This is a genomic window from Agarivorans sp. 1_MG-2023, assembly GCF_030548385.1.
GTDB lineage: Bacteria > Pseudomonadota > Gammaproteobacteria > Enterobacterales > Celerinatantimonadaceae > Agarivorans.
In genome coordinates, this window is record NZ_JAUOSJ010000003.1 from 226,344 (window position 1) to 243,971 (window position 17,628).

The following is a 17,628-nucleotide window of genomic DNA, read 5'->3' on the forward strand; positions in this document are numbered from 1 at the left end:
AACGCGCTTCGTCTCATTAGCCGTTAATTTGATTCTTCCATATTTGTACTAATCCGAAATTCCTTCGAATAAGTGAATGCTCTAACAAGTTTTTGTCCAAAGACGAGCTAGAGCGTCTTATCCAGAGGTTGGTTGAGCAAGCTACCCCCTAAATATTTGGATTACATTCAGCACCCTAGTCGTGCAAAAATTTCATTACTGTCAGCTAAGCCTCCGGGAATGGCATATGGCACGATAGCCCTTAATTCAGAGATTGTTTTCTTTGTCGTGCAGTAGTCTGTATTCCTGGTTGTTTGTTGGCTCATGAGAAACGCGGCAGAGTTGCCTTTATCATCATATATAATCTTGTAGTAATCAGATGGTATTGCATGGGCTTCATCGGCTTTTGGTAAGCCTTCCATTTCGTTACGGTAGAGCGGGCCTGTAATAACATATAGATTTTCACGAAACCCAACAGCATCTCTAACCGCTTCTTCTAGGTTTTTCCATGGACCCTGGTTTAAACCTTTAGCTTGAGGCGTAATATTGGATAAATAGTTAAGGGTAGGCCAGTAGCGACTTCCCACAAAACTTGCTAGTGGAGCTTGGTGTCCACGGTCAATATCGAGCTTACTTGACGCTCCACTATAGTCATCTTTTTCCAGTCGCTCATTTTCATCGAGTAAAGGATTGTTTTTCCACGTTCTGTTGGTTGTTGTGCCAAAGTTTAGTACATCAACTTCATAAGCCACCCAATCGGCAAACTGCGTTTTCTTACTTTGGGAGAGTGTGTATAGCCGTTCAAAGATGACTATATTTCCCTCAATATCAAGACTTGGGCAGCCAATTGGGCAGTTTGGTGTGCGAAATTCAGAAGCGTTCACGTACCCCGAGACTAATAGCGGAATTGCTATCCATGCTTTCATTATAAATCCTTTAGATAGGGTGTAGTCCAAATCTAACATAACTATCAATATGGTTGTAAGTTGATAATTACTCACTTGAGCGTAATTGCATGCCTGACAGGTAGGCTTTGTAAAAACACGAACAGACATCCGCGAATCATTTGAAGTCTATGCGGGGACTGGCTCAAGTGACTCCTTATTACAGCAATTACTAGTTTCTCTTTTTGTATAACGTATCTATAATGACTGTATGTATATACAGTTGTTGGTTTGAATGAAAGTAATCCCTATTTCCGCGAGTGCTGGTCTCACCGGTTTTGAGTCCCCCGCGACAGAATATTCACAACTCCCACTGAGTTTAGATGACCTGCTTATTGAGCATCCATCTGCCACATTTATCGGTCTAGCGTCCGGAGACTCAATGTTGGGTAGCGGTATACACGATGGAGATGTATTGATTGTTGACCGTCACGTCCATGTTGAGAGTGGCGATGTAATTGTCGCGAATATCAATGGTGAGTTTGTGTGTAAGATTATCGATAAATCAAGACGAATGCTGCTATCAGCCAACGAACACTATAGTCCTGTGGCAGTTAGTAGCTGTGATAGGTTCACTGTAGAGGGCGTCGTTATCCGCTCTATACGCTGTCATCGTCCCTCTCGTTTATTGAAACTGCTTTAATGTTTGCGCTTGTTGATGCCAATAGCTTTTATTGTTCAGCAGAAGCGGTGTTTCGCCCTGATTGGCGCAACAAACCAATCATAGTATTGAGCAACAACGATGGTTGTGTGGTCGCTGTAAATCGTTTGGCCAAAGCTATTGGTATTGAGCGCTTTAAGCCGTTTTTCCAGATTAAATCATTGTGTGAAAAGCATCGTGTCATTGTGTGCTCGTCAAACTATGAATTGTATGCAGACTTATCGATGCATATGATGCAAATCATTGGCGCATTTGCTCCAAAGCAACATGTATACAGTATTGATGAAACCTTTATAGATGTATCAAATTCCCGTGAGGCACTTCCCCCGTTTGATATTCTCGGAAAGCAAATACGACGAGCTGTCTGGAAAGAAGTGCGTTTACCCGTTTGTGTGGGATTTGGAAAAACGCTGACGCTGTGTAAGGTCGCTAATCATGCCGCTAAACGTCTACCAGGATTCGATGGAGTGTGTGTGATTGAGAGCAATGAACAAAGAGACCGGATTTTATCTAAAATGTGTGTGTCCGATGTTTGGGGGGTTGGACGAAAGCTAAGTGTACGCCTCAAAGACATGGGAATAACAACTGCGCTCAAACTTGCAAAGATGCCACCGAAACTTGCCAAGCAGTATTTCAGTGTGGAAATGGAGAGAACAATTCTCGAACTTAACGGGGTATCCACAAAATCATGGGATGAAGTGCGAGCGAACAAGCAGCAGATTTTTTCAACGAGAAGTACTGGCCAACGAATACTGGAGCTACACTCGTTGATGCAAGCATTCTCTCTACATGTAAGTAGTGCATGTTTAAAAGCAAGAGAGCAAGGTAGCGTAGCTGGTGCGATTCTAATCTTTGCACATAATTCGCCGTTTGATGATGGTATCAGTCGTGGTTTTAAACAGGTATTACGGCCCGCTTGTGCAACTAACGATAGCATTGTGATGAGTCAGCTGGTGTCACAAGCAATTCCCCAACTATTTATTCCAGGTATCAAATACTACAAAGTCGGCGTAGGCCTTATGGACTTAACTGACGAACAACATCAGCAACTGGATATGTTTACGGCAAAGCCGGGCCGACCAGAATTGATGAAGGCGGTTGACGCACTAAATAAACGCTACGGCAGTGACACATTGTTTTTAGGCTCTCAAGGTATCTGCCCCAAGTGGCATATGCGAAGGGATATGCTTACACCTCAATACACGACGGATTGGCATCACATTCCGCGTATTTGCTGCAAATGATTAGCTGCTAGGCTGCCTGTTGCATTCTTGCCTTATTATGAGCTTCATCGACGTATCAGAGCTAGGAAAAAACCTCTAAGCAGGAGGCCATATTCACAATGCCACTACATGGTTTATATGGCGACGCTAGTAAGTAGGCCGTAGGAATAGTGAAGAGACAGTATTTAATGTCTCTTCATGACTTAAGATAGCTAAGGTCAGCTTACAACTATTGGACCGTTACAAGCTTAGTGCATGCGACTTTGGTAAAACAGCGACCATTCGTGATAACTCATTTATACAGCGTCGTTGCCTAAATAATATTGTTCTTTCTTGCCCTTCGACTCTCTATTTAGGGAGTAATCGATTTGACATAATTTATAACAGAGTCTAAAAGTGGATGATTTATAGATTTCTGCTTTGATGATGGCATTAAAAATATATGTGACAAACTTGGAACTGATACAAGTTCACGTTCACATGATTTAGGAATATTTTGAGGATTAGCCAGTTCTTCCCAGTCTCTATCAAATAACTGCTTGTCCTTTTCTCCTCGAACAATCAGTACTTTTTTTGTGAAGTTATTCAAACTCCGTTTGGGATCTATTTCAAGTACAGCCGGCAGCCACGCGAGACCTTTTCCAAATTCTTTTTCAACGGTATTTGGATACTCTCTAATACGCTCAAAAGACGACTTATCTTTGTTTAATTGAGCTTCTATATCTTCTGTTGAGTACCCCAGTTTGGATAGTGCCTCTCTTTTTTGGTCTACTACTACCTCATCTAAGGTTCTCCCTGGGACGTTAACCAAAACAACACCGTCAATTAGACCAAGTGTGACTTTAGAGTCTAGAATCAAAGAGCCTCCTAGAGAGTGCCCTATAAGAACAATCGGACCTTGTACCTGTTGCTTTAGAAATACCACTATTGAGTGAATTGCGTTTTGAATGTTAGAACGAGCTACCTGTCCATTTTCAATTTGTCGACTTAACAGAGGTAATAAACTCTCAAGACGGAGAGTCAACATCCCTTCTTGGGCTAAATGCTCACAAAGCTTTTTATAACCGAGGTCACTTTGCCCGTTCACCCCATCAACATTGTAGTCCCCGGAGCCTCCTACTAACAAAACCGAAGCTATCGGGCGTTTGCATATTTTAGGTGGGGTTAACACGCCCAATATTGAACAATTCGTACCTGTAAGTAAAATAGATACATGGGACTCAGTTTGATTTAGGTTGGAACCTGACTGGACTACTGGGGTAAAAACATCTTCTCTCCAAGAAGGGGGAGGAGAGCTTTCAGGTTTTGCTATTAGATTATTACTTGGGCTAGTATAGCCAATTGGCGAATCGTTTGAATCAAGTTCAATAATATCTCCACTTGACATAATTAACTTATGTCCATTTCGAGTAAGTGACATGGATGTCTCTTTTAGTGAATTTATGTCAAGGACAGAAATTTTTTCTTTTCTTTTGAAGGAAATGGCGGCTAAATATAATGAGAAAACTGAAGAACTAATGATGAAATCCGATGAAGTTTCCCCTTTATACGATCCTCCAGAAGGGAGCAGTAGTGAGTACTTACAATCATCTACAGAAATTTTTGTTACTCCATCAGAAGTGAAGAATTCACCCTTGGTTAATCGGAAGTTGTTATCCATCTGGATTTTTCCAAATACTCTACTTTCTCCATTAGAGGTAAAATACTGACTCCAAACCTCATACGAGTATAATTTATTGCTAAGCTCCTTCACTAAGGAAACCCACGATGAAGAGTGTTTTTTATCATTAATGTAAACTGTAAGGGATAAGTATTTTAACATCGCTTCTCCGTACTACTTATATGGGGTGGTTATTGATCTTTAATGTGCAATTTCCCAATCGATTGCTTGGTTATATAATACCCAGCCATTATCCACTTATCGTTAGAGCCTGAGTTTCTTTCAAGGGTTAATGTTTCTTTATATCCGCTTTTATCATTTTTGAAACTTGTGAAAAAGTTAACTGAAATTAACTCTTGGTAAGAGTTGTCGCTAGAAACTATGTTGTGACTTAAGTATTTTCTTTTTAGCTTTTCACCTAGTATTCCCCGAGATTTATGTATTGAGTAGCTGAACTTATCTTCACTGATTGTTGTGGTTATTCTATCTGATGAATTTATATATATGTCATAAAAGTCATTGTTACTTGTAACACCTTGATCTATTTTATTTAATATCTCTGATGCGGTTGAAATTTTTTCATTTTCTGTGAGTTCTTCAGCATGTGAAAAGAAAAAAATTTGCATTATTAAAAATATTGATAGTAGTGTAATTTTCATTTTTTATTCCATTTATTGGTGGTTTTTTAAGAAATTCCAATCATAGCTATTCTCTTTAATACTTTTTCCATAGCTTCTTTCTTGTTAGCATCTAGTTTAAGTTTAGATTTATCAATGAAATAATCCATATACGTGGTTGCTATGGAATTGATAGCTTTTTGAGCTTCTTCATACTCTAGTTCAACGTTTTCTCGGAATTTTTTGTCATTTAGGGCCAAGGCTATATCAGACGAGTAATTTAAGTCAAAAAAGAGCGAGTTAATATGGCATGATGAACATGAACCGCCGCCGCCGCCGCCATGTCCTAAAACTCCAACGCTAACAGCAACAGCCACATTTGCTATAGCTACAATGTCCACCATAACCAATGCAGCTGGATCTGCTGCTATATACAATTCATCTGCAAAACTACCTCGGATAAAATCTTCGCTCAGATTCTGAGACAAGAGCGCGCCAAGTTCAAGATCAATAGCCTCGTCAATAAGTCTCTTAACTATATGTGAATTCCTTTTAAGAAGATTTCCTATTTCAGTTTTATAATCTCTAGTCTGTAGTTTGTTCAACAAACCATTTTTGATAAGTTTTTCTATTAATAAATCATATCGAGAACCCTTAACTAATTCTCTGGTGTTTTCTGAATAATAAATCCCCAATAATGTTATTTGATTTTCTGAGAATATTTTGTTGATATCTATGTTGTATTTTTTAAAGAATCCTTGCGGGTTGTTTATAAATGAAATTCTTTTTTCTTTGTTGTTCTCTAAAGTAATCCAAATATCATTTAATTCTTCAATATTTTTTGTGTCTATGTCTAAAATGTCTAGATTTTCAAATGAATAGGGGTTTCCATTGGTTTTCCTTTTTGTATATTCTTCCCTAGAGTAGTTTCCTCCTAGTATACTGCTGGGTTTACCGTAGACTAGTTCAAGACCTAACTCTGATGAAGCTTCAACATCACTGCAACTTATCACGGCAACAGGTATTACTAATGATTTAATTACTTTTTTCATTGAGTATTCCGGATGATTTCGTTTTTTGATTTATAACAAATGAATTTATTATCATGTTTTTGAAGTTTGCATTTTTAATTTTTTCTAGAAACCTCCCTTTGCTTTTTTCTTCTCTACTGAATAAAAGGCAAACTTCGCATAGGTGATTACTGTTACTTAATTTTTTAATGAATTCTTTGTTGTCGCCATATACCATTTTCGATAATTCATAAGGTCCTATCGAACTTATGGCCATTTTTAGTAAGTCGGTGCTTTGACTTCTATATATATCTTTAATTTTTTCGGTGTCTAAGTTTCCTATAATCATCTCTGGCTGGTATTCAAAAGTTAATCCACAACATGAGGAAACAAGCCTATGAGGGGTCACAACAATATTTTTGTACAGCTGATCGCATTTTTGCTTTATGTTGTCTTTGTTTTCCAGGCTGCCTCTATCTAACGGACTATCAGTGAAAGCCATCCAAGAATTTGATTTGGCTTCAAAGTTTGGATTAAATTCAATATCTATGTATTTAGGGTTACGCCTAAATGCTTTGGTGAAGTTTGAACCTTTAACGTCTTTTTCTATCGTAACAACGACAAAAATATTTTCTTCCACTAGAGCCATAGAAGCATTCAAAACAGTATCAATGCTTATCCATTCTGAATGTTCTACTCCAGTGCTAATGTTGATTTCACTTATGCCTGCATGTTTCAGCTTTGATGCGACCTGTTTTGCCTTCGCTTCATTTTTCCCCCAATAAGCATTTGTAACGCATCGTGTAGATAAACCTAAGTCCGACGCAAGAGCTATACACTCAAAGAGATCATCCTTTAACAGAAAACATTCGCCGCCGCTAAAAACAACAAGTTGTAACGAGGGAAAAGAAGCTTTTGTTGAGCGGATCGTTTCCAGTATGACTTCCTTTGGAATCCTATCTTTCAACTCCGGAGATGAGCAGAAACAGCATTCCTTGCATCGAGCTGTGCATTTATACGTAGGCAGTAGAGTCAAAATGTTAGGTTTAGTGATGTCATCCAATAACGAATTAAGTTCCATTTTCATCAACCAAAATAATCATGTGGTTAAAATCTAAATGATTCAAAGATCAAAAGCAAATGAAAATCATTATCATTAGGTGTTGTTGGTGGAAAGGATATCCGCTCAACAGCTTGCTGTTGTGTTTTTAGCGATATGGTTAATTAATTTCATTAAATTAGTTGGTAGAAGCTATTTGTTATCGGTAAGAATTGCGGCGGACTTTCATTCCAATTGGTAAGGCCTGATAATCCTAAACACTTCCTAGGCTCTCAAAATACGATTTGCCGGTAACTTGAAATTGTCCAAAGACGTGTTTGCGCGAATATCACTCACACGTGTATGCCCCGTCTTGAGTTTTGTCGATTGGGTAGGTAATGACGTTGATTTACGCACCAAAAAACCACCTTGACGGCCATTCATCTACTGATATTCTGATTGCGCTTATTCCAGAGGAAAGTTATTAAAAAGCAAGGAGATAGATGCCTCATTTTTCTTTGTTAAACCTCATCTAGGGCTTTCTTTGCCACCCAATAAGAAAGGTTAGTCAAAAGATTTGTCTGCACCTTAGTGAGCTCTACCACTCCCCTAATGTTTTCAAAGAATGTGCCGTAGTGAGGGAAATCTTCTAGCCCTTTCTGATTGCCAATCAAGCGCTTCTTCTTCGATATCAACTTAGCAAGGTCTTTGTCTTTTAGTTTTCGCTCCCAAGCAGAGCTTCGGCAGTTATATACCCAGGTGATTTCGACCTCATGGCCGGCTTTTAATCCATAGTGCTCATTGTTCGTGGTTACTAGCTTGGTTTTTGCAAACAAGGCAGTTTTGGCAATATATTCTTCACTACTGGATTCCTTTTTCACCAGTTGACTGAACTGCTCTATAAGCTTTATCAGCTCTTCCTCACCATTGTTAAATACCACATTAGTGGAAAAGTCTTCTTTTTTAAATAGGTTATCGATTGGCACGAACAAGGCTCGCACCGATTTGTTAAACCCACTATCCAAAGGTTTTTCCATATTTGGAGAGAACGGCTTTTTGGTATTCACAAAAACCACAATCTTGGTCATTTTGCGCGCCAGCAATGGTATGATACCAAGGTTCTCTAGATGGCCACCATCGGAGTGCGGATATTCCTCAGATACTGAATTATCCTCTTCTTCTGGATTCAATGGCATGTGATTAAACTCAGGGAAACCAAGTGCTCCTAATCCTAAATTGCTTGTTATTTCTTGAGGTGCTGCACCAGTACTGGCAATGATGTCAGTTAGAGAAAAGGCTTTTTCATTTGTAATATCGAAGCTAAGTACGGGAGCCTGCTTCACCAGGAGCTGTTCGCGTCCATCCAAGTCTCGCTTGCTGTAGGGACCCATACAGTCGTAACCGCAGCTCGTAATATAGCCACCTCCAAAATAGTCATTGCTACTCCAGAAGTCTTTATCTACATGACCAACCCTCACTCCTGAATAATAGGGAGTGTATTCCACGTGGTATTTTTTGTCTGAAGCTAAGCCATCTTCGTTAAGAAGAGTAGCCCCAAGGATTAGATAGGGCGCCCCTTTGCGTACATGATAAAAATCCAACTTAGTACTAGAAGGAAAGCCTTGGCGAGTTAAGACTTCGCTCTCTTGATCGAAAGTAAAATAACGACTCGGGTCATGTAGCCCATAGGGTTTTAAAAACACCTCACCAAGCGAGTAAGCAAAGCTCTCATCTCCTTTTAACTTTAGTCCACCAGCGATAAGGTTGCTAACGAGCGGAGAGTCTGAAATGGCACTTTGCAATGATTTAGGATGTACAAACTTGCTGTTGGAAAAGGTGATATTTTCAGGATCTCTAATCTCACCAAAGTACAGCTCAGTTTCTTTGGTATAGGTAAATGGCGTCGCTGCCCACCCCCCCCCAGATACTGCCGAGATATATTTGACCCTCGGCAATAAACCTAATTCATCTAATGCCTTAAGTTGTCCCAAGGTACATGCCGCTGAGCGAGTACCTCCACCGGAAAAAGCGACACCCAAATCTCTACGGGCATAGTGTTGCTGAAAGCTTTCCAATTCAGCCTCTGGAAAATGATTCTCATCGATCCACTCACGAGACCAATAGTCTACATAGAACTTACTCATCGTTATGCACTCCCCTGTGTTTCGACCTAACCATGGACATGAATAAAGTTAGTTGAGTCCAGTGACATAGGCAATTAAGTGGGTCAAAAAACAGGGTGCATTAGGATACGGAGTCCGGTTTCCTAACCTGTAGTTGATAAGGAAATTTAACCAGGAACGTTTTGGGTGGCCATACGGCTTCAGTACTAGAAGTAATCCGAAGAGTCAGAATGTTCCAAAGGTCATAACACAGAAGTGTGTCTTCCGTGCAGTTCGAAAAGCAATATAGTGAGAAACAGTTAAGTGTCTAGAAAGCTAAGGCCTTACCTCTTTACGAATTAGTGCTGCAAAGCGTAAGGTTTGCTTGTTAGGCATTAGCTGAGGTAACTAGATACAATCTTTTGTCGACATTGAGCACTTGGTTTTTACCAAGCTCGATAAACGGTTTGCGCCAATGGCGATGGCCGAAAACAACGATTCCTATGTCTTTTGACAATAAGTGGTTTGTGATTTTGGGGTCGCCTTCCTGACAATTTGCAGTATCTTCAGGGCCTTGATGTAGAAGTATGAGATCGTTCTTAACACTTGTAACCTTTGCTAAAGCATTCATAAATTCCGGCTGTGATTTTCTTTGATTTCTGTTACTGCTTCCGATAATGCCTGAAACACCGCCGATGCGAATTCCCAAACAATTTTTACTATTACCGTCCAGTACTATCGCATTCGATGCAAGGTGCGACTCCGCTACGATATCGTGGTTTCCAAGCACCCCAACCACAATTGGAAACTCTTTAGCAAATGCATTCCAAACACCTGCAACGTCGCCAGTGCCGCCAACTTTGTGGAGTTGCGGATGATCATAAAAATCGCCCGCTAACGCGACAAAGCTAATGGAAGGTATTTCACCCATATCTGATAACAAACTTAACTCTTCCGCTACTAGCTCTCCAACAAGTCGATTTGTTTTTTGATTTTGTTCACGGCCTTGGAGGTCAGAAGTTAAAACAAAAGACGAAATTCCTTGTGGTAACTCATCAACTATCGCTTTATAGAAGGGAAGTACAACATTACGAACTTCTCCTCCTCGCCCTGACGACCTATATTTTATTTCATAAAATGGGGCTTCCGATATGGCTAAAAACTTCATGCTCTCTCTCATTGATGTCTAACAGGCTGTTGAGAAAATAGGAATACCGACTCCCTATTTGATTTAAGTATATTTTGTGAGTTATCTATAGTCGAATTTAGCTCGAATTACTCGTAATGGTAAGGTCTGAGAATCCCAGATACTTTTAGACTCTCAAAATACGGGTCACCCGTAACTCAGTTTTGCCCCAAAACGTGTTTAGATTAAGGTTAGTTACATTTTTGCCATAAAAAGTGTCGGGTGTTCTCAGGCCTTACCAAATTCAGGGAGTTACTTGGTTACATTTAGGAGATATACAGCGCTTTACCCCACAGAGCAAACATGTAGGGTTGAAATAAAAAGAAGCTAGAAGTTTAAAACAACACGAATGAGTATGGCCACAGGCAGCTTTGAGAGCATCCGTCGAGGATGTTAATTGATATAAACTCACACATTATCGAGCTGTAATATAATAAGTTATTAGTAGTATCAATCATACGGCAATAAATAATTGGAGACTACTTAATGAAAGCTAGAGCAAAAAAAATAATTGGCTACGGAATTGGTATTATTGGCTTAGTTTCGTCTCTAATTGGTATCTGGTCCTATGCTTATAAGCCAACACCAGATAACGAATTGAAAGTTGTTCCCGATAGCTTTGCGAGTATCGACATCAGTAACCAGTCAGATATAGTCAACTTAAAAAATCCACTAAGAGCTAATGTTTTCACTGTAACAGGAATCAAATTGACACTTCCGCCAGGACAAATGGTAATAGCAAACAAAATATCACTTGTTAACGGAGCTGAGATTTCCGGCGATTCAATTTTTTTAATTGCTACGCAAATCGAAGGGGGGCGCATAACAAGTAATAGAGTACGAGAAGGGATGCATGGTGGAGACTTGGTTGTTGCAGTAGCTATGATTAATGGTACTGCGATTGAAGCGAACGGTGCTTCAGGGCGCAATGGTATTGACGGTGAAGACGGTACAAATGGAGCTTACGGGGCTAATGGTCGTAACGGTAAATGTACAGGCTTTGGTGGATGGAGGGCTGCCCATGCTGGTCAAGCGGGTGGAAATGGAAGAAATGGTGAAGATGGCAAGAATGGTGAAAGAGGCGGGGATGCCGGTAATATTTTAATTCTCACTTCATATGAACCGACAATTCGGCCTATTTCTCTGGGAGGTAAAGGCGGAAATGGAGGCCGCCCCGGTGCGGCAGGACGAGGAGGGCCCGGTGGGAGTGGCGGTTCTGGATGTACAGACTTAGGGGGCTCCCAAGATGGCAAGGCAGATGGCGCAGATGGTATTGATGGTGCATCTGGCAAGGCTGGTTTAGATGGCGCATCTGGACAAACTAAGACACCCAATATAAAAATGGTCAACTTTTCTGATGTCCAAAAAGCAGTCGAAGATGTCGACGCTGAAATAAATACAACCCTGACTTTGATTAGGTCTGTCCGCCCAAAAAGTCACTAACTAGGCAAAAAGGACTCTACTTGAAATCAGATGAAGCGAGCGCAGTTTATATTGTGATCGCTTTTTTTTGGTAACTCGTTTCTGCCCCTTTGAGTGTTGGAGCAAATACTCGCAACATTCCCACAAATTCTTCATTGACTTAGATTATCTAATACTTCGAGTGTAAAACACTACACTTATCCCTTGGTAACGATTCACTGCTTGAAAAACTAACGAGTGAGCATATCATAGTTAAAAATCAGTTAGTTGGGTCAATATATATATGCAAGAAGATGATATAACCAGAATCAAGACATCTATGCTTGTCTTTGCACTTGAAAAAGCGTTAGGTAATTTTGTTCTCGACAAGGAGCACTTAGGTGATCAGCTCTCGGCTGGAACTGTTGATAGTATTATTGAGCGTTCAGAGAAAAAAGGTTCGTTAGTTGAAAAAGACCAGGTAGCTTTGATCTTACAGGCAAGTTACCTGGGTGAAGTGTTTGACTTTGCTTTGAGTGTCGCCAAGGGAACCATATGTGAGGAGTATCTAGTATCGCTCAAGACCTTAGCAAACCAACTAAATATTTTTGATATTCGGAATGCAGTTTGTCACCCTAATAATCCTTTCCCTGACTGCTATTGGTATCGTGCAGCGACGATAGTTAGCGATCCCCTTATCGAGAAGCTAGGTCTGCAAAATGTGACCGAAGCATTAGCGTCTGCGGTGGCGGGGCAATTAAATGAACCACCTCAAAACTGGTTCTCAGATGTAAAGTGGGCAATTCCGAATAACCTCCCTAAAACGTTCCCTCATGAAATAACGGGATTACTAGGTAGAGACAAAGAGTTTAAGGAGCTTAACAGGCTTTTGCTGCTACCGCGTGAAAACCTCATTACAATCGTCGCCCCAGGAGGTATAGGCAAAACCGCTCTCGCACTTCAATTATTAAAAGATCTTAGTTTAACTCCTTCATTCTCCAAGCATGTTGATCTCATTATATTTTGTTCGTTAAAGAATGAGGAGTTAACGGCGGATGGACTCAGAAGAATTGATGCTGTAAGAGATATAGATTCAATAAAAAATCATATACTCAGTGAGTTAGCTGAGTTATATCCTGAACGCTCACTCTCTTCGTTTGAAGACGTATGTACTGAGCTTCAGGATGAAAAAATTCTTCTTTGTATTGATAACTTAGAAACGTTACTTATCGAGTCCCAAAGCGAATTTCAACAGTTTAACCAAGAGTTACCTGTTAGATGGAAAGTACTCGTAACTAGTCGTGTTTCATTGGGAGCTGGTACATCAGTTCCATTGGAAGCTCTCAAAGAAAAACACTCCGTCGCTCTAGCACGAAACTATTTTAGAAAGCGCGGAGTTATGAACATTCAACAAAAAACTTTACAACACATAGCTAAAGCAGCAAACCATAATCCGTTAGCTATTCGATTAACAGTAGATCTATATTTGAAAGGCAATGATATACCCGAGTCTATTCAAAAATCTCAAAAAGATATTGCATCTTTCTCATATAAGAACCTAATCGATGCACTAGATGAAACTGCTGTATCTATCTTGGAAGCGATTTTTGCCCAGCAAGTTTCTAATAGGCATGAATTATCGGAGCTTCTTGAACTAAGTTATGAATCAGTCGTTGAAGCTGTTAATGAACTAACTAAAACAACTCTGATCACTCGGGAACCAACTTCAGAAGATTTTGATAGCTACAAATTAGCTGATTCTATTCGAGAGTTATTGATTTCTAACCCCCGTAACATAGACATACGGAAAAAAGTATCTGAGGAAATTAGAAAACGTAAGATTGTAATTCGAGAGCTAAGTAACAGACAGAGACAGCTAGAAATTGATGAGTTTTCAGATGATTATATCGCTCCTAAAACTGCTGATATTCTTACGATATTGGTGAATGATACCAATAAAGAGCTTAAGAATGGTGTTAACAGTACTAATCTAAGAATGTTAAAAGACAGGTACACCGACCTCTCTAACCAATTCAGTACAAACGAGGCATTTTGCTTTAACTATTCTCGAATCCTTCACCAACTCGGAGATGTGGATAGGGCTAAATCATGCATACATTCAAAATCTGCAAGATGTCGTATGCAATTAGCTTGGGTTTATTTTAGTGACAGCGACTACGAGACTGCGGCAAAACTATACCGTGAGTTGTTTACTGAAGGCTACGGAGACAATAATCAGTCTAATCCTAAATTTGCCTACCGTATAAATCGCAATTGTTTAGCATCCTTACTCTACAGCCAACAATCAGATGAAGTAATTGAAATCACAAAAGATTGGGAATCTCATAAACATTATAGAGACCTTTTTGGATCCATGAGAGCTTCTGCATTTAAGCGTTCAGTTGAGCACAAAGTTAATCAAGATGCGGAAAGTACTGAAACGGCACTTCATGAAGCAATACAGACACTTAAGAAATTGTTTAACCTTGAGCACTACTCATATACGAGTAGTGTAGAAGCGTATAGAATTTTCAAAGAAATTAGATATATAGTTGCAAGACCAAATTCGTACAGCAAAGGCTTCATTAGGGGCTCGTTGCAGTTTATTGCCGACCATTTCTTTGACGTATGTGAACGAGCAAAAGTGCCAGAGAAAGAACAAGTGAAAGTGATTCAAGACTTAGACTTAGTCACTATTGATAGTAATCCTATCCATTCAATGTCGTGGTTTAAACGGAAAGAAGGAACTCAAGATAGTTCAACTATACAATCATATGAAAAACAAGGATATACGATTGTTAAAGTGACCAATATTCCCGACAATGTAGAAGGCGTCTCTCCCTATATTTTTGCTAAGGATAATAGCGGGATAACATACTACCTTAATGCTAAATGTCTAGTCGGAGGCTCTTGGTTGGAATGGGCTAGCTACGAACTAGGTGACAAACTTGCGATTAAGTATGGTAGGAGTAAGAACAATGGAAAAACCTACCCAGCAACTGAGATTATAGAAATATAACTTCAGGTAAACTTAATACCAATTTTTGCCTTGATGACATGGATCGAAGCATTTTATATTTATCAATTAATCTTCCTAATTCAACAGAAACGTTCTAGAGCATTAGATCTAACGCGTTTCTGTCCAATAGCGTGTTAGCGACCGTGGCCTAACTCATTCCTGCCCTCCATTGATAAAGTTGTGGGAGCCTACTAATCTAGCTTATTGATCTTATAAAGGCTTAGGCGATGAATCTTAGGCCGAGCATGTATGATCTAGTGAGTAAAAACAGTTAAAGGCTTAGTTGAACCATGAAAAAAGCACCAACACTTGCAAATATTGCCTTGAGTCATTTTGAGATTTACGTAAACAATCTCTCACTGATGCAAGATTTTTTTACTCAATGCCTTGGCTTGGTGGTTACTGACAAAGGTGAAGGGCAAGACGGCATGGTGTTTTTAAGTAATAGCCCTCAAGAGCACCATCAACTGGTTTTAAACCCTCGAAAGTCACAGTCCCAAATCAATAGTCCCATGGATCATATTGCTTTTCGGGTTGCTTCGATGACCCATTTAAGGCTGTTTCATGAGGTGCTGAAAGACTATTCGGCAAGGTTTCAAACGGTTTCTCACGGTACTACGTGGTCGATTTATTTTCAGGACCCTGAAAACAACAGGTTTGAGTTATTCACTGATACGCCATGGCACGTAAATCAACCCTGTAGATTTGACGTTGATTTTGCTTTATCAGACGAAGAACTTTTTCTCTATACCAAGAAAAAAATAGAGCGTTTACCTGGCTTTACCGAAGCGAGTAGCTGGAAGGCCTTACATAGTAAACATCTGAGTAAGTGAGCATATGCAAAGCAGATACATTATTTGCTGGGTTTACTCATTGGCTGTTGTAGCTAAGGGTTAACCCATACATTCTCATACCGCTAGAGCGAGTTCGAAGCAGCTTCGCACAAGTGAATGTTTACACTTGCTTTGTTTATATTTTGTTTTTTGGCCTTAGGTTTATCTTCTGTTTAATGGTCTATTTCTATTTTCATATCTAAATTCCTACACCTCTAAATTCAGTTGCTTAGACACAAAAAAAGGCGCCCTTTCGGTTGCCTTGTTCGTTGCTAAAAACAAACTTACTGTGGAACTGTAACTAGGTGCTCACCCATGAAATCTGGCGCTTCCATTGAACGTGCAACGTAAGCGTTACCGTCCATTTCGAAAGTTGCGTATGAACATGCGTTGGCTACTTGAATTGTACCAAACGTTGCGGCTGCCATGGTTAGTGCTAATAGTGTCTTTTTCATAATAATACCCTTAGATAGTCAATAACCAACGCGTGTATTTCTGTTGGTTCGCTTTAGATGGTTCCATTATGAATTTAAATTTATTACCAACAAGCTCACATAATGCACCCTTTTGTTGTTTATGAAATAAGTCACTTTTAGCGGCTGATTGAATGTCGCGATTGAATATAGAAATTGAATGTAGCGGTTAGCGATAGAATTGAGGTAGTGATTGAACCCTGGGAACAGAGAACAAACAGAACACCAAGCTAAGAATGCCAGTGGAGTCATGGGATGTGCTTTGTTTTCGAAAACAAAAAAGCGACCCTAAGGTCGCTTTCGAATCAAACTAAGTTAGCTAGAAAAGCTTACTCAGATAAAGATACTGTTATCTCAGTGTATTGAGCAGGCTCAGAGTAGATGTCAGTCTGAGAATACTTAACTTTGCTGAAGTCAATCGAGTCAACGTCAACTTTACGGATTGTTGGGTTATCGATTGTGCGGTAGTAGTAGTCGTTGTTCTCTAGGTCAACAACGTTGCCGTAACCAACCATTTGTGGGTCAGGGCTAACGAATTCCCAGTACATAGAGCCAGTTACGATTTCCATGTCATTCAGGATAGAGAATGCACGAGCTAGACCGTCTTCGCGTGAATCGCCAGCTTTAGGGTTACGCCTGAACTCACTGTTAAGTACAGCGATACGAGAGAAGCGACCAGTAGGGCTTGAATCAAGCTTGTCGAAAGTTTCAAGGTCTACAGCAAGGCGAGTGCCTGCATCTTTGATAGCTTTGTTAGCAGCTTCTAGTTGAACAGGGTAGCTTGGGTCATTTGTCATAACACCTAGCTCGTTCTCGTAGAAAGTTGGTTTGCCATCGCCAGTTGTGTATTCAACCACTACAGCACGGTCAGTATCACGAAGTGCAAAGTGCATCGGGATATCCATGTCGTGCGCTACAGCGATTGTAGTGTGTGAAACTAGAGTACCTTCAAGAAGTTTAACAGCTTCATCAACTGTCTTAGCGTTAGCAAGTACGTGGCTTACCACTTCAAGGTAGTTCACATCGCCTTCGCCTTCTGGAAGAAGCGTAGATTCACCAAGAGCAAGTGCTTCAACGTTCAAGCCGTGTTCGTTAAGACCAGAAGAAATCCACTCTGTATCACCGTGTTGCATACCAACGAAACCGTAGTCACCAGACTTGCCGTTGATTACGTGGTTTTGTGGGAACACTGTGAAGCGTTCTTGCATGAAGTCAGGAGCTTCCATTGAACGAGAAACGAATGCTTTACCGTCTACTTCGAATGTTGCGTAAGAACACGCGTTGGCTACTTGAATTGTACCAAACGTTGCGGCTGCCATGGTTAGAGCTAATAGTGTCTTTTTCATAATGATACCCTTAGATAGTCAACAACCAACGCGTTTTACTACCGTTGGTTCGTTTTAGATGGTGCTATTATGTATGCATTTTTTTAATGACTAAACTTGCATAGTGCACCTTTTGGTTGTCTATGGCATGATGTG

The 17,628-nt window shown here is 40.1% G+C and carries 14 protein-coding genes; 5 read left to right on the forward strand and 9 right to left on the reverse strand.

Features of this window, described 5'->3' with window-relative positions; genetic code table 11:
- Nucleotides 1-167: 167 nt before the first annotated feature.
- Entirely contained in the window at nt 168-905 is a 738-nt protein-coding gene (locus Q4592_RS05385) for a DNA/RNA non-specific endonuclease (RefSeq protein WP_303510732.1), read from the reverse strand.
- Nucleotides 906-1,158: 253 nt separating this feature from the next.
- Between Q4592_RS05385 and Q4592_RS05390 the strand changes: the two genes are divergently transcribed.
- Nucleotides 1,159-1,566 carry a LexA family transcriptional regulator gene (locus tag Q4592_RS05390; RefSeq protein WP_248715039.1) on the forward strand — a complete coding sequence of 136 codons (408 nt, stop codon included), beginning with the start codon at nt 1,159-1,161 and terminating at the stop codon, nt 1,564-1,566.
- The gene (locus tag Q4592_RS05395; RefSeq protein ID WP_303510743.1) at nt 1,566-2,828 is read left to right on the forward strand and encodes a Y-family DNA polymerase; all 1,263 of its coding nucleotides are present in this window, start codon (nt 1,566-1,568) and stop codon (nt 2,826-2,828) included. Before Q4592_RS05390 ends, Q4592_RS05395 begins: the two co-directional genes overlap by 1 nt.
- A gap of 331 nt (nt 2,829-3,159) precedes the next feature.
- Here the strand turns inward: Q4592_RS05395 and Q4592_RS05400 are convergent, their stop codons facing one another.
- The 6 genes from Q4592_RS05400 to Q4592_RS05425 all read right to left on the reverse strand — a co-directional run bounded on the left by Q4592_RS05400 (nt 3,160) and on the right by Q4592_RS05425 (nt 10,403).
- The gene (locus tag Q4592_RS05400; RefSeq protein ID WP_303510746.1) at nt 3,160-4,629 is read right to left on the reverse strand and encodes a hypothetical protein; all 1,470 of its coding nucleotides are present in this window, start codon (nt 4,627-4,629) and stop codon (nt 3,160-3,162) included.
- Nucleotides 4,630-4,658: 29 nt separating this feature from the next.
- Entirely contained in the window at nt 4,659-5,126 is a 468-nt protein-coding gene (locus tag Q4592_RS05405) for a DUF4019 domain-containing protein (protein WP_303510749.1), read from the reverse strand.
- 26 nt (nt 5,127-5,152) lie between these two features.
- Nucleotides 5,153-6,136, reverse strand: a complete 984-nt coding sequence (locus tag Q4592_RS05410) for a hypothetical protein (protein ID WP_303510751.1) — start codon at nt 6,134-6,136, stop codon at nt 5,153-5,155.
- The gene (locus Q4592_RS05415; RefSeq protein ID WP_303510753.1) at nt 6,120-7,175 is read right to left on the reverse strand and encodes a hypothetical protein; all 1,056 of its coding nucleotides are present in this window, start codon (nt 7,173-7,175) and stop codon (nt 6,120-6,122) included. The genes Q4592_RS05410 and Q4592_RS05415 overlap by 17 nt, the downstream gene beginning before the upstream one ends.
- Before the next feature lie 479 nt (nt 7,176-7,654).
- On the reverse strand, nt 7,655-9,277 hold the full coding sequence (locus tag Q4592_RS05420) for a patatin-like phospholipase family protein (RefSeq protein WP_303510755.1): 1,623 nt from the start codon (nt 9,275-9,277) through the stop codon (nt 7,655-7,657).
- A 346-nt stretch (nt 9,278-9,623) separates the two neighbouring features.
- A complete protein-coding gene (locus Q4592_RS05425) occupies nt 9,624-10,403 on the reverse strand; it encodes a metallophosphoesterase (protein WP_303510758.1) in 780 nt (259 codons plus the stop codon).
- A 504-nt stretch (nt 10,404-10,907) separates the two neighbouring features.
- On the opposite strand from Q4592_RS05425, the gene Q4592_RS05430 reads away from it, so the two are divergent.
- The 3 genes from Q4592_RS05430 (at nt 10,908) to Q4592_RS05440 (ending at nt 15,674) form a co-directional block, all read left to right on the forward strand.
- Nucleotides 10,908-11,864, forward strand: a complete 957-nt coding sequence (locus tag Q4592_RS05430) for a hypothetical protein (protein ID WP_303510761.1) — start codon at nt 10,908-10,910, stop codon at nt 11,862-11,864.
- A 262-nt stretch (nt 11,865-12,126) separates the two neighbouring features.
- Nucleotides 12,127-14,841 carry an NB-ARC domain-containing protein gene (locus Q4592_RS05435; RefSeq protein ID WP_303510764.1) on the forward strand — a complete coding sequence of 905 codons (2,715 nt, stop codon included), beginning with the start codon at nt 12,127-12,129 and terminating at the stop codon, nt 14,839-14,841.
- 290 nt (nt 14,842-15,131) lie between these two features.
- Nucleotides 15,132-15,674, forward strand: a complete 543-nt coding sequence (locus Q4592_RS05440) for a VOC family protein (RefSeq protein WP_303510767.1) — start codon at nt 15,132-15,134, stop codon at nt 15,672-15,674.
- A 284-nt stretch (nt 15,675-15,958) separates the two neighbouring features.
- On the opposite strand, the gene Q4592_RS05445 is transcribed toward Q4592_RS05440, so the two are convergent.
- Nucleotides 15,959-16,129: a hypothetical protein gene (locus Q4592_RS05445; protein WP_303510770.1), complete on the reverse strand. Its 171-nt coding sequence runs from the start codon at nt 16,127-16,129 to the stop codon at nt 15,959-15,961.
- Between the two features lie 347 nt (nt 16,130-16,476).
- Nucleotides 16,477-17,493: a linear amide C-N hydrolase gene (locus tag Q4592_RS05450; protein ID WP_303510773.1), complete on the reverse strand. Its 1,017-nt coding sequence runs from the start codon at nt 17,491-17,493 to the stop codon at nt 16,477-16,479.
- Nucleotides 17,494-17,628: the final 135 nt, after the last annotated feature.

What these genes read in the sequence shown, in the direction of transcription:
- Q4592_RS05385 (WP_303510732.1), bottom strand. Translation starts at nt 905, where the DNA reads ATGAAAGCATGGATAGCAATTCCGCTATTAGTCTCGGGGTACGTGAAC.
- Q4592_RS05390 (WP_248715039.1), top strand. Translation starts at nt 1,159, where the DNA reads ATGAAAGTAATCCCTATTTCCGCGAGTGCTGGTCTCACCGGTTTTGAG.
- Q4592_RS05395 (WP_303510743.1), top strand. Translation starts at nt 1,566, where the DNA reads ATGTTTGCGCTTGTTGATGCCAATAGCTTTTATTGTTCAGCAGAAGCG.
- Q4592_RS05400 (WP_303510746.1), bottom strand. Translation starts at nt 4,629, where the DNA reads ATGTTAAAATACTTATCCCTTACAGTTTACATTAATGATAAAAAACAC.
- Q4592_RS05405 (WP_303510749.1), bottom strand. Translation starts at nt 5,126, where the DNA reads ATGAAAATTACACTACTATCAATATTTTTAATAATGCAAATTTTTTTC.
- Q4592_RS05410 (WP_303510751.1), bottom strand. Translation starts at nt 6,136, where the DNA reads ATGAAAAAAGTAATTAAATCATTAGTAATACCTGTTGCCGTGATAAGT.
- Q4592_RS05415 (WP_303510753.1), bottom strand. Translation starts at nt 7,175, where the DNA reads ATGGAACTTAATTCGTTATTGGATGACATCACTAAACCTAACATTTTG.
- Q4592_RS05420 (WP_303510755.1), bottom strand. Translation starts at nt 9,277, where the DNA reads ATGAGTAAGTTCTATGTAGACTATTGGTCTCGTGAGTGGATCGATGAG.
- Q4592_RS05425 (WP_303510758.1), bottom strand. Translation starts at nt 10,403, where the DNA reads ATGAAGTTTTTAGCCATATCGGAAGCCCCATTTTATGAAATAAAATAT.
- Q4592_RS05430 (WP_303510761.1), top strand. Translation starts at nt 10,908, where the DNA reads ATGAAAGCTAGAGCAAAAAAAATAATTGGCTACGGAATTGGTATTATT.
- Q4592_RS05435 (WP_303510764.1), top strand. Translation starts at nt 12,127, where the DNA reads ATGCAAGAAGATGATATAACCAGAATCAAGACATCTATGCTTGTCTTT.
- Q4592_RS05440 (WP_303510767.1), top strand. Translation starts at nt 15,132, where the DNA reads ATGAAAAAAGCACCAACACTTGCAAATATTGCCTTGAGTCATTTTGAG.
- Q4592_RS05445 (WP_303510770.1), bottom strand. Translation starts at nt 16,129, where the DNA reads ATGAAAAAGACACTATTAGCACTAACCATGGCAGCCGCAACGTTTGGT.
- Q4592_RS05450 (WP_303510773.1), bottom strand. Translation starts at nt 17,493, where the DNA reads ATGAAAAAGACACTATTAGCTCTAACCATGGCAGCCGCAACGTTTGGT.